Source organism: Leeuwenhoekiella sp. MAR_2009_132, assembly GCF_000687915.1.
In the GTDB taxonomy this organism is placed as follows: domain Bacteria; phylum Bacteroidota; class Bacteroidia; order Flavobacteriales; family Flavobacteriaceae; genus Leeuwenhoekiella.
This window is the reverse complement of record NZ_JHZY01000002.1, coordinates 1,779,973-1,792,696: the sequence shown is the minus strand read 5'-3', so window position 1 is coordinate 1,792,696 and position 12,724 is coordinate 1,779,973. Positions and strand designations below refer to the sequence as shown.

The 12,724-nt window shown below is 36.7% G+C and carries 9 protein-coding genes; 5 read left to right on the top strand and 4 right to left on the bottom strand.

The annotated features are described in order from the left end of the window. Window positions 1–69 precede the first annotated feature (69 nt). Window positions 70–1,869: a glycoside hydrolase family 15 protein gene (locus P164_RS07620; RefSeq protein ID WP_028375844.1), complete on the top strand. Its 1,800-nt coding sequence runs from the start codon at window positions 70–72 to the stop codon at window positions 1,867–1,869. Between the two features lie 50 nt (window positions 1,870–1,919). Here the strand turns inward: P164_RS07620 and P164_RS07615 are convergent, their stop codons facing one another. After that, on the bottom strand, window positions 1,920–2,993 hold the full coding sequence (locus tag P164_RS07615) for a hypothetical protein (protein ID WP_028375843.1): 1,074 nt from the start codon (window positions 2,991–2,993) through the stop codon (window positions 1,920–1,922). A 94-nt stretch (window positions 2,994–3,087) separates the two neighbouring features. Between P164_RS07615 and P164_RS07610 the strand changes: the two genes are divergently transcribed. The 4 genes from P164_RS07610 to uvrB all read left to right on the top strand — a co-directional run bounded on the left by P164_RS07610 (window position 3,088) and on the right by uvrB (window position 9,840). Then, on the top strand, window positions 3,088–3,987 hold the full coding sequence (locus P164_RS07610; RefSeq protein ID WP_028375842.1) for an ABC transporter ATP-binding protein: 900 nt from the start codon (window positions 3,088–3,090) through the stop codon (window positions 3,985–3,987). Window positions 3,988–3,995: 8 nt separating this feature from the next. Next, on the top strand, window positions 3,996–4,826 hold the full coding sequence (locus tag P164_RS07605) for an ABC transporter permease (protein WP_028375841.1): 831 nt from the start codon (window positions 3,996–3,998) through the stop codon (window positions 4,824–4,826). Window positions 4,827–4,921: 95 nt separating this feature from the next. Further along, window positions 4,922–7,651: a T9SS type B sorting domain-containing protein gene (locus P164_RS07600; protein WP_035899414.1), complete on the top strand. Its 2,730-nt coding sequence runs from the start codon at window positions 4,922–4,924 to the stop codon at window positions 7,649–7,651. Window positions 7,652–7,839: 188 nt separating this feature from the next. Then, window positions 7,840–9,840: an excinuclease ABC subunit UvrB gene (gene uvrB / locus P164_RS07595; RefSeq protein ID WP_028375839.1), complete on the top strand. Its 2,001-nt coding sequence runs from the start codon at window positions 7,840–7,842 to the stop codon at window positions 9,838–9,840. Window positions 9,841–9,902: 62 nt separating this feature from the next. Here uvrB and P164_RS07590 read toward each other — a convergent pair whose 3' ends face one another. The 3 genes from P164_RS07590 to P164_RS07580 all read right to left on the bottom strand — a co-directional run bounded on the left by P164_RS07590 (window position 9,903) and on the right by P164_RS07580 (window position 12,722). Further along, entirely contained in the window at window positions 9,903–10,961 is a 1,059-nt protein-coding gene (locus P164_RS07590) for a nucleoid-associated protein (protein WP_028375838.1), read from the bottom strand. Between the two features lie 81 nt (window positions 10,962–11,042). After that, window positions 11,043–11,570, bottom strand: a complete 528-nt coding sequence (locus tag P164_RS07585; protein ID WP_028375837.1) for an IS1096 element passenger TnpR family protein — start codon at window positions 11,568–11,570, stop codon at window positions 11,043–11,045. A gap of 138 nt (window positions 11,571–11,708) precedes the next feature. Continuing rightward, entirely contained in the window at window positions 11,709–12,722 is a 1,014-nt protein-coding gene (locus P164_RS07580; protein ID WP_028375836.1) for a COX15/CtaA family protein, read from the bottom strand. Window positions 12,723–12,724 lie beyond the last annotated feature (2 nt).

The following is a 12,724-nucleotide window of genomic DNA, read 5'->3' as shown; positions in this document are numbered from 1 at the left end:
GCTTAAATTTCGGAAAACAATAGCTTCTAGGCTACCCGTTTAATAGAACTTTAGAACTTTAAATATTTTATGGATAATTTAAATTATGGAATAATAGGAAATTGTAGAAGTGCAGCTTTGATATCTGACAAAGGTTCAATAGACTGGTGTTGTTTACCCATTTTTGATTCTCCCTCTGTATTTGCAAAATTACTTGACGAAGAGAAAGGAGGATTTCAAAGTTTTGATGTAACTGATGACTATACAATTACCCAAAAATACATGTGGGATACTAACATTTTGCGTACCATGTATGACAATGGCGATGATGCTTTTGAGGTTTTTGATTTTATGCCCCGTTATGAGAAAGCAGATGGTAAGTTTTACGCTCCACCAGATATAATTCGTTTTATTCGTCTGGTAAAAGGGAAACCCTCGTTTGTATGTAATTACGACCCTAAACTAGAATATGCTAAGAATAAGACTATAACAGTTGATAAAACAAATTATATAGAGAGTTACACCGAAGAAGGCAAGTATGACTCACTATACTTATATACAGATATAGATCACAGTTCTATATTAGAAGGAGCTAAGATTTCATTAGAAAGCAACGCTTTTATTTTGATGTCTTATCACGAGAAATTGATGGAACAGTCGCTGGATAGAGCGTATTTAAAATTTCAGCGTACAAAAGTTTACTGGATGAACTGGTCTGATAAAACCACAAAATACAGTTTGTATCAAAAGGAAATTATGCGAAGTGCGCTCACGCTAAAAGCTCTTACGTTTGAAAAGTCTGGGGCTGTACTCGCTGCGGCTACCACCTCATTACCGGAAACTATTGGGGAAGTGCGCAACTGGGATTACCGTTTTTGCTGGGTGCGGGACGCCTCTATGGTAATACGCGTAATTTCTAGTCTTGGACACACAAAATCTGCTCGTAAATTTTTACAATTTATCATAGATACACTGCCAGACAAAGATGAGAAAATGCAGATTATGTATGGTATTAACGGTGAAAAAACACTTACCGAAGAAACCTTAGACCACCTGTCTGGATATAAAAATTCTGCTCCGGTACGTATAGGTAATGCCGCGTATGTTCAAAAACAAAATGATATCTACGGAATTTTGATGGAGGTCATCTATCAGCAATTTGTTCAGTTTGAGACTACACTAGACAATAGTGAAGAATTGTGGATGATCATTCTGGGGATTGTAAAAATTGTAAAACAACATTGGAAAGAGGCAGATAAAGGAATCTGGGAACTGCGTACCGAGGACCGTCATTTTACTTTCTCAAAACTGTTATGCTGGGTAGCTATAGACCGAGCTATAAAAATAGCCTGTGTTTTAGAACGCGGTAATCTTGGAGAATGGGAAGATCTGCGTAAAGAAATACACGATGATATTTGCGCAAATGCCTGGAACGAGGAAAAGCAGGCTTACACGCAGTCGTACGGTTCTGAAGATTTAGACGCTTCAACTTTACTTATGGAGCAATATGGCTTTTTAGAAGCAAAAGACCCGCGGTATATCTCGACTGTACAGGCTACAGAGCGGGAGTTATGTAAAGACGGTTTGATGTATCGTTATAAAAACAATGACGATTTTGGGGAGCCTAATTCATCTTTTACCATTTGTACGTTTTGGCTAATTGATAGTTTATATAAAATAGGAGAAGAGGAAAAAGCAATTCGTTATTTTGATCAGCTACTCTCATATAGCAATCATTTAGGCTTATTTAGTGAAGATATAGATTTTAAAACAAAGCGTTTGCTGGGTAATTTTCCGCAGGCTTACTCTCATTTAGCGCTTATAGAAACCGCAGCTAATTTTTCTAAACACAGCACTAATAAAGAACACTTTAAACCTATCGTTTATTAAAGTGTAATGCTTAAGCATAAAAAAACCGGTCGTTTGACCGGTTTTTTTATTTAATATCGTGCTTGCATAATTCGCTTCATACTCACATCTTCATAATTACGTTTTACAAAGGCAAGAGCTGTTTTTACAATTTGCCCCATAGATTGGGCTCTTTTAAATTTCATATCCATAGTGTACTCGTACAATTGACCACGAAGGTTGTGTAAGTTTTCTTCGGTAGAGATGGTATCCTGACTCATACATTTAAGAAGTCTACGCAATCTGTTTTTTGATGTTATAATACGTTTAGCCAATACTGCGCGCTCTTCCTCACGGTATTGCTCTATAGATTTATCACGCAGACGGTTAGATACGAGATCAACCATTTTAAAGTTTTCTTTAAAAATATGAGGTTTGTATACTTTATAATTTCCTTCAAAACACTGCTGGTCAAAATCTATAGCACGTATTTTATATTTAATATGATCAAAATCATGAGTAGGAATAACCACATAATTATACGAGCGCATATCACCCAAAAGTAGTATCATGCAACGCTCGTTAAATTTTACAAATTCTTTTGCAAGTTGGGCTTTGCCCACATCATCACATTTGTCTAAATATTCAGAAATAAAAACATCACCGGGAATTCCTACTATATGCTCTTCAATCAACGTGTCTTTATAAACCAAAAAGTTAATACGGTTAGGAGATAAAATGTGTTCGAGGTCTAGACCATAAACTCTACTGGCGTCTGCCTTTTTAACATAGAAGTAGGTATAGTTATCATTATAGATATTATTTATTTTGATACGGAAGGGTTTTGAGTTTCCAAACGTGCAATAGTCAATCGCAGCAACTTTTAAGAAAGGCAACATGCTTTCACTACCATCTGAATGTAGAATGGTATATACCCGTTTTAAACTTTCTTCAAGTTCCTCGCGTTCAAATTCAGAATAATAAACACTTATCCATAAAGTATCATTATCGTTCTTGTCATAAATATTTATTCCGCCAGAAAAACGGAGAAGATCTTCGTAAAATACAGGTATTTTAATTTCCCTATTATACTTAGTCAAATACTCTTTGAGTGTATCATTAATAGGGTAAGTAGGTTTTTTACGTGACATTAATTTGTCTTCCATAGTCAAAAGGGATTTGTACAAAGGTAATTAAGTGCTGTAACAAAACAGGTTTGTGCTCGTCTTGTTAAAGAACGCTAATCTTAAAATTACGCTTTTGGATACAATTCTTACTCTTAAAAACCTCACAAAGCATTACGGTAAAGTTAAAGCTGTAAACGATCTGAGTTTCACTATTGAAAAGGGAAATGTTTACGGCATTTTAGGACCTAACGGTAGTGGTAAGTCCACCACGCTGGGTATGGTACTCAATGTTGTAAATGCCACGTCTGGAGATTTTAGGTGGTTTGATGGTAGTGATACAACCCATAACGCCTTAAAAAAAGTAGGAGCAATAATAGAGCGTCCTAACTTTTACCCCTATATGACGGCTGCACAAAATCTTAAGTTAGTATGCACCATTAAAGATGTAGATCCTTCAAAGATTGACGAAAAATTAGAAATCGTACATCTCTTAGATCGTAAGGATAGTAAGTTTAGCACCTTTTCTTTAGGTATGAAGCAGCGACTCGCTATTGCTTCAGCTTTATTAAATGATCCTGAAATTTTAATTTTAGACGAACCAACGAATGGTCTTGACCCACAGGGAATTCATCAAATACGAGAGATTATAAAGAATATCGCTTCTGGCGGAACCACCATTCTTCTTGCATCCCATTTACTTGATGAGGTTGAAAAGGTATGTTCGCATGTGGTCATAATTAGAAACGGAATTAAATTATACGCTGGTCCTGTAGATGAATTAAACGCCAGTCACGGCTTTTTTGAATTGCGCTGTGAGCGACAACAAGATCTTATTTTAGCCTTAGAAACACATCCTGATTTTGCATCTTTAAAAGAAGAGAATGGTTTAATAACCGCATTTCTCAAAAATCCACTTTCTGCGGAAGCTTTAAACAGCTATTTATTTGAAAAACATATTGTTCTTTCCCATCTGGTGATGCGCAAAGAAAGCCTTGAAGAGCAATTTTTACAACTTACAGCCAAACTAAACTAAGCACCTACATGCTACGATTACTTACCATAGAATTTTACAAATTAAAACACAGCAGGTCCTCAAAAGTATTGAGTATCGCCTATTTTGTAATTCTTTCATTCATTGCACTTATCGCCTCTATTGAATTTAACTTGGGTGACTTTCAAATACGTATAGCAGATCAGGGTATTTTCAATTTTCCGTTTATTTGGCATTTTAATACCTGGGTTGCGGCAACATTAAAATTCTTTTTGGCGATTGTAATTGTCTCGATGATTTCTAATGAATATAGTAACAGAACGTTAAAGCAAAACCTAATTGATGGGTTGAGTAAGAAAGAATTTATGCTTTCTAAATTTTATACCGTTGTTGCTTTTGCATTACTTTCTACATTTTTCATCTTTGTAATGACGCTAATTTTAGGGTATTCTTTTTCAGATTATACCGAGTTTAGTATTGTTACCCGCGAGATGGAATTTCTGGTCGCTTACTTTTTAAAACTTGTAGGTTTCTTTTCTTTCTGTTTATTTCTGGGCGTTTTAGTAAAGCGTTCTGCTTTTGCTCTGGGCTTTTTGTTTGTCTGGTGGATTTTTGAAAACATCATCTACGGAATTTTAAGGTGGAAAACCAGTGCCGAGTTAGCAGATGGAATTGTTCAGTTTTTTCCGCTTGAAGCGATGAAAAATTTAATTAATCTTCCTTTTCAACGGCTCAATTTTATTGAAGCCGCAGCCACACAATTACAGGCAGATATAAGTATAGATTACGCAGTACACTGGTATGAAGTAGTTATTGTTTCGGTATGGATCTTCATTTTTATTTATGGCGCTTATGCACTGCTTAAAAAGCGGGATTTGTAGCAATTAGTTCCCTTTAATCGCAATAAAAATCTTGTGAGCGATAGTTTTTTTATTTATGATTTTAAAGGTTTAAATTGTACGAAAAATAAGTGCAGTTGAAAAAAAATACGCTAAAACAGAATGTTCTTTACATTCTTTTCCTACTCTTTGTTGTACAATTAAATGCTCAAAGCCAGGCTAATAACTGGTATTTTGGCAAAGGCGCAGGTCTTAATTTTAATAACTCAACTCCACAGGTATTAACTGATGGTCAATTAGATACCTTAGAAGGTTGTGCGACCATCTCAGATGATAATGGCAGTTTGCTTTTCTATACTGATGGTCAGACAGTTTATACGGCTAACCATACTGTTATGATTAATGGCACAGGCCTGTTTGGTAATGCCTCAAGCACGCAGTCTGCTATTATAATACCACAACCTAATACCCCGGGTATTTATTATATTTTTACTATAGACACCCGTTTACGCGAGACTGATAAAGACGATGGATTAAATTATAGTATTGTCAATTTTAATTCTAATCCTCAGGGAGAAGTCACCGTTAAAAACAGAAAACTCTTAAATTTTGCTTCAGAAAAATTAAGTGCTGTTATTAAAAGTTGTGTTACTAATAGTGTGTGGATGGTGGCATTCTCTTCTTCAAGCGGAAATGAAGAGGTTATAAGTACGCTGTATGCTTATGAATTAAATGATTCTGGCATTCAATTAACTCCTGTTAAATCAAATCTTTCTCTGGCAATTGAAGATCGTAGAGGAAACATGAAATTTTCTCCAGACGGGAAGCAACTGGCGATAGCTAATATGTTTTTTGGTTTATATCTTACAGATTTTGACTCTGCAACCGGTATGGCAAGCAATCTTCAGCAATTGTCAATAGATGGGCCAAATAAGGCATCATACGGTGTTGAGTTTTCACCTAATAATAAATATCTGTATGTTCATAGTTCTAACGGTTCAGATGAACCTGAAGTAGGTAATCACTTTTCATCGCTAATTCAATACGATACAGAAGCCGCAGATATAAGTGCCAGTCAGGTTATATTAGATCAGCAAGGGAGTTACCGCGGCAGCCTTCAGTTAGCTCCTGATGGTAAAATTTACCGTACGTTGAGTTTAGCTTACTCAGTAGGCTTACCATATTTAGGAGTTATAGATAATCCTAATGCCGCCGGTGTTGCTGCAAATTATAGAGATCGCGCAATAAATCTGGGAAGCGGCATTAGTTTTCAAGGCTTACCACCTTTTAATCAATCGTTGTTTAATGAGTTAGATATCATTCAAAACAGTACAGATTCTAAAAAGTTAGCACTTTGTGACGGCGATACGTATACGTTAAAATATGAAGCAGTTCCTGGTGCCACGTACAGCTGGTATTTAAATGATAATCTTATACCCCGTGAGACAACCTTTGAATTAAATATTAGACAACCAGCCGGTGTTACATTGCCATACACAGAAAATTACGAATTTAGACTCGACCCTAATGACGGCAGTTGTGAAAAAATAGGGTATGCAGAGGTTACGTACTATGCTTTTCCACAGGCATCTACAGGGGCACGATTGGTTCAGTGTGAAGATTCTGTAACGGCTGATGGCTTAAGTATATTTAACCTAAATGAAGCAAATTCAGATTTTACTCTCGCAGATCCTAACTTGAGCGTGACGTATCACCCCAGTTTAACTCAGGCACTATTAGATATTGATCCCATAGAGCCAGTAGGATATGAAAATAAAAGACCTTCTGAAACTTTATACGCACGTATAGTTAATCCTGCAGGATGCGCTGTAGCTGCCCCCTTAAATCTTGTTGTGAGCAGTACAGCAGCATCAACAGGGCTTCTAGAGGAGTGTGATATTGATGATACCGGTTTTGTTACGTTTAATCTGCGTGACGCAGATTCTCAAGTGTCTGGAGCCAGTACGGGTACTCCTGATATACATTATTACTTAACAGAACGCGGAGCGTTGCTAGAAGATGCAAATGAACTTTTACCGGTAGCATACACAAATAGTACAGCCTATAATCAAATTGTATTCGCACGCGTAGAAAACAACAATGCTTGTTTTGCAATAAGCCAACTTGAACTGCGGGTAAATCCCAGACCAGATTTTACGCTTCCTGAGGAAGCTTTTTATTGTGCTTCAGTTTTTCCGGAATTAGAGACTTATGTGCCAGACAATTCATTTCTGGACACATCGAGAACCTATGCGTATCTATGGTTGCCAGAAGGGCAAACCACACCAGAATTACAAACCAATTTACCGGGTGAGCATACTTTGCGGGTTACAGATGTTTTAACGGGTTGTTTTAGAGAGGAAACCTTTACTATTGAAGAAAAGGAATTAGCAATTATTGAAAATATTGAAGTAACTGACGCCAGCGAAAATAATACAGCGGTTATCACAATCTCTGGGGATGGTAACTTTGAATTTACGCTAGATGATGCTATAGGGCCCTATCAGGATAGCTCGACTTTTACAGGATTATTGCCCGGGTTTCATACGGTTTATGTGCGATCTAAAGAAGGTTGTGGTATTGTGGAGCAGGAGTTTAGTATTATAGGATTTATGAAGTACTTTACACCAAATGGTGATGGATATCACGATACATGGCAAGTTCAGGGAATTAGTGAACTGGTTCAGCCCGGTACGGTAATTCGGGTATTTAACCGGTACGGTAAGCTATTAAAAGAAATCAATCCACTGGGAGAAGGCTGGGATGGTACGGTTAGAGGCGTAAACTCACCAGCAGATGATTACTGGTTTGATGTTGTTTTAGAAGATGGCAGAGTGTTTAAATCCCATTTTACCTTAAAACGCTAACCTATTTTGGGCAAAACTTTAAGTTTCTCCTAAGATTTACATCCTTTTAGCTGAATCTCAAATAGTTTAATTTTGTAGTGCGTTTAAAATAGAGCAGTCGTCTTTCAGTTAATATTAAAACTGATAAGCTTTTAAGTTCTATGTGGCGTCCATTTTAACTCGCAGATGATGCGAAAAATTGCTATACTTTGAAATTCAATATACATTCAGAATTTAAGCCTGCAGGAGATCAACCTGAAGCTATAAAGCAACTGGTTAACGGTATCGATGCCGGTGAACAGTATCAGACCTTGTTAGGAGTTACCGGTAGTGGTAAAACATTTACCGTTGCAAATGTGGTACAGGAGGTTCAAAAACCTACACTGGTGCTTGCACATAATAAAACACTTGCGGCACAGCTTTATAGTGAGTTTAAAGCTTTTTTTCCTGAAAACGCGGTCGAGTATTTTGTTTCCTATTACGATTACTATCAGCCCGAAGCCTACATACCCAGTTCTGGGACGTATATAGAAAAGGACCTTTCCATTAATGAGGAGATCGAAAAATTACGTTTAAGTACAACTTCTTCTTTACTATCAGGAAGACGGGATATCATTGTGGTAGCTTCGGTTTCTTGTTTGTATGGTATAGGTAACCCGGTCGAATTTCAGAAGAACGTTATCAGTATTGAAAAGGATATGGTAATCTCCAGAACGCAATTGCTGAAGCGATTAGTTCAAAGTTTATACAGTAGGACTACAGGTGATTTTAACCGCGGAAATTTCCGAATTAAGGGAGATACCGTAGATATATTTCCGGGATATGATGATCACGCCTTTAGAGTTCATTTTTTTGGAGATGAGATTGAAGAGATTGAAGCGTTTGATGTTACAACCAATGAGATTTTAGAAAAATACGACCGTCTTAATATTTATCCTGCAAATATGTTTGTGACCAGTCCTGACCGATTACAGGGTGCCATTAATCAAATAGGATCTGATATGGTGAAGCAGGTTGATTATTTCAAGGAAATAGGAAAACATCTGGAAGCAAAGCGTCTGGAAGAGCGTACCAATTTTGATTTGGAAATGATACGAGAACTAGGCTACTGTAGCGGTATAGAAAACTATTCGAGGTATTTAGATGGAAGAGAGCCCGGTACACGACCATTCTGTTTATTAGATTACTTCCCAGATGATTATTTAATGGTAGTTGATGAGAGTCACGTAACCGTTTCTCAAGTTAGTGCTATGTACGGCGGTGACCGCAGTCGTAAAGAAAATCTCGTGGAGTACGGTTTTAGACTACCCGCAGCAATGGACAACCGTCCGCTAAAGTTTGAAGAATTTGAGCAATTGCAGAATCAGGTGATATATGTGAGTGCAACACCTGCAGATTATGAATTACAAAAGTCTGAAGGAACCTATGTTGAGCAGATTATACGACCTACAGGATTATTAGATCCGGTGGTTGAGGTACGCCCCAGTTTAAATCAGATAGATGATTTAATTGAAGAAATTAATAAGCGGGTAGATAAAGATGAGCGTACACTGGTTACTACGCTTACTAAGCGTATGGCAGAGGAGTTAACCAAATACTTTACGCGTGTAAATATTAGAACACGTTATATTCACTCTGATGTTGATACCTTAGAGCGCGTAGAGATAATGTCTGATTTGCGTAAAGGTATATTTGATGTTTTAGTTGGTGTAAACTTACTTCGGGAAGGTCTCGATTTACCTGAGGTTTCTCTTGTAGCTATTTTAGATGCCGATAAAGAAGGGTTTTTAAGAAGCAACCGCTCGCTAACGCAGACTATAGGTCGTGCTGCGCGTAATATTAATGGTCTTGCTATTATGTATGCTGATAAGATTACACGAAGTATGCAGGAGACTATAGATGATTCTAATTACAGACGCCAGAAACAAATTAATTTTAATGAGGAACATGGTTTAAAGCCTGTAGCAATCAAAAAATCTTTAGATAGTGCATTGGCAAAAACTGATAAATTTAAACAAGAGGCTCAGGAATTATTAAATATGGCGGCAGAGCCGGAAACTGCTTATATGAGTAAGCCGAAACTTGAGCAGCTCATACGAGACACTCGTAAACAAATGGAATCTGCTGCAAAAGAGCTCGACTTTATGGAAGCGGCAAAACTGCGTGACCGTATTAAAACTTATCAGGAGCAGGTTAAGGAACTTGCATAAAGTCTATAAAACACAAAACCCGAATCTAAATAAGATTCGGGTTTTGTGTTTTTTAAAAGGTGTTAAGACTTCTGCTCTTTGTTGAAATATACCAGATAATAATACATCTGGCGTTCTTCATCCCATCCTTTTTCTACAAATTTCTCGGCACTTTCAGGATTAATAAAGTCTAGCTTTATCTGTATGTGGGTGTCTAATTCAATAACACTTTTAATCTTTTTACGAGCGGCAGTTACAGCGGTATTTGCTATAGGGAAGGTCGTAAGGTCTTCAATTTTATATTTAGGCGCTTTCTCTAGTTTATAATTGTTGAACTCGGGAATGAGTGCAGGATTTTCCATTACTTCGTTCATGAAATTCTGCTCTACAAATTCGTCGTTTTTTGCAAAGTGATTTACGGCACGATTCATAAACATTACTTCTTCCTTTTTATCTTCTGCAGGAAGCACGACATCTTTAGCAAAATCCTGACAGAATTTAAGGTATTTTTTGGTGTAGAAATTTTCATCTGCAAGCATATCAACCCCTAAGAAATTTTCTAACCAGTATTTAGTATCGTAACGGTTTGAGTCGCTAGATAATATTTTATAACCATTATCTGCATTCTTGTTAAAAATAAGGCAGCCCTTGTCAAGTTTACTTAGGCTAACGCCTTGCTCGAGTTGCATTTTAAGATTGCTTTCGGCTTCTTCAAATTGTAGAAAGTCTTGTTTTAATTCAGACTTAAATATGCCTATAGCATCTACTTTCTCATTGTCTAGCATCACATTTTCTAAATGCGCAACGTAGACCTCACCCGGCTTTATATGCGGGTGGCTTGATTGCTCATACAATAATTTTGCAATTTCAGTAGAGATCTCGTGAGATTTACTTGGGTCTGCAAAAAGCGCTGCAATTAAATTTGAAAGGGAGTGAAATTCAAGATCAGACTCGTGTACAAATTGATAATAATTCTCTTCTTTCTCCCGAAACGGTTTAAAGAAAAATTCTTTTAAAAGCGGTGTAATCTCATCGTTTAAAGCATAACGCTCTTTAGATAAAAAAGCACCTTCACCACGACTTTTGTTACCAATACGGTGGATAGAGAGTGACTCTATCTGCGTAGAATATAAATTGATCATTATTTTTTTGTATTTAGATTTGAGATATTAGAAGTTAGACAGATTCCCTAAATTCTAGCGTCTGCAATCTGAAGTCTATTTTTAATTCCAGTTTTCGTCAAAGTCGAGACCTTCATAATCTTCGATGTCATAATCATCATCAAAGGGATCATCTTCATCAAACTCGTCGTCTGCATCTTTCTCATCTCCGGAAAAATCGGTTTCTGGAGCTTGTGCCGGAATTTGCCCAAAAACATACATTAAATTAGGATATAGGGTGCTGTCATCAGCTTCGGTAATTTCAGCAAGCTCAACAAAGAACGTCCATAGATTAAAGAAGTCATACACGTAAATCATACGTCTTTGATCTGTATTAAGCATTTGTTCTAGTGTAGTATCCTGCATAGTGCGCAGAGGTATTTCTGCATCGCTCATATCAAATAAAGCAATTTCTTCACCTTGCGTCCACTCATCATCACTCACATAAAAGGAAGCCATTTCTGTACCATCAAATCCAAAACTTTGAGTTATGCTGTTGTGCAAATCTTCAAAAGTAGCAGATTGTTCAATTTCTATATCTCTAAAAATATCTTCTTCGGTATCGAGAATGATGCGAAAACGGTAAATCATAACATTAAATTTAAAACAGAACAAGGTTTTAAACTTGCTCTTTTCAGTCTGAATTAGTGAATTTTTTAGTTTTGAGGTTTACCCTCATCCTTTTAAAAAAGTTGAGGGTAAAGATACAATTTAGACAACAGTTGCTGTCTAGACGTTTGTTTTTTCTTTAAACGCAGTTAGTAGTATATAGAATTGAATTCCGAATAAAATAGAAGCTATTACCAGGTGTAGCGGTTGCGTTAAAAATGGAAAGTCAAAGTAGTACATTAAAATACCTGTGATTATTTCTAAAGAAATTAAATTGACCACCCATTTAAAAGAGCGATGTCCCAATACTAAAGATTTATTTCTATAAAATAACCACGCATTTAACAGAAACACGATTATTGAAAATGAGCGATGAATATAGAAAGTGAGTTCCGGCTTTTCTAACCAAAGTGATTTAGCAGCATATCCTACCACATCTATGGTGTCATCTATATGTTGTCTAACCTGAGTTCCTAATATAATTTGTATGAGTGTAAGAATTAAAGCAAATAACATACCCACTTTAAGTGCCTTGTCAAATTTATAAGTCGCTGTTTTCTTTGTAGCCTCGTAAAGCATATAAATTAGCAAGGCAACAATGAAGAGTGCAATAACCATATGAATAGTAATGCGTACCGGTGAAAGAACCGAGTAAACAACAGTAGCGCCTATCCATCCTTGAAATCCTATAAGAATTACAGCGCTTAGGGATAAAAGAATGCGTTTTCTATTACGTTCTTTAAAAATTGCAGCACCTAGCATAACCAGAAAAGCAAGACCCGCCAGAGCTCCTAAGAGGCGGTTAATATATTCAATCCACGTATGCCATGGATTAAAAATTGCATAATCGTGCTTGTCATAACCATTCCAGTTTTGTGCATTAAATACAGAACCGGTATTAAAATCTTCTTTAGCTATACGCAGGCTCTCTTCATAAATAATAACCTGCCCTTTTTTATAAGATTGATCTGCGTGCCAATCTAACTGACTCTGTTCTGTAGGCGGTATAATATATCCGAAACACTTAGGCCAGTCGGGACATCCCATTCCACTGCCGGTCATACGTACAACTGCACCTGCAATTATCACAAGATAAACCAGAATTAGCGATACTATTATTGATTTTTTATACACCT

Excerpts from the sequence above, each read along its gene's own strand:
- P164_RS07620 (WP_028375844.1), top strand. The coding sequence starts at position 70 with ATGGATAATTTAAATTATGGAATAATAGGAAATTGTAGAAGTGCAGCT.
- P164_RS07615 (WP_028375843.1), bottom strand. The coding sequence starts at position 2,993 with ATGGAAGACAAATTAATGTCACGTAAAAAACCTACTTACCCTATTAAT.
- P164_RS07605 (WP_028375841.1), top strand. The coding sequence starts at position 3,996 with ATGCTACGATTACTTACCATAGAATTTTACAAATTAAAACACAGCAGG.
- P164_RS07590 (WP_028375838.1), bottom strand. The coding sequence starts at position 10,961 with ATGATCAATTTATATTCTACGCAGATAGAGTCACTCTCTATCCACCGT.
- P164_RS07585 (WP_028375837.1), bottom strand. The coding sequence starts at position 11,570 with ATGATTTACCGTTTTCGCATCATTCTCGATACCGAAGAAGATATTTTT.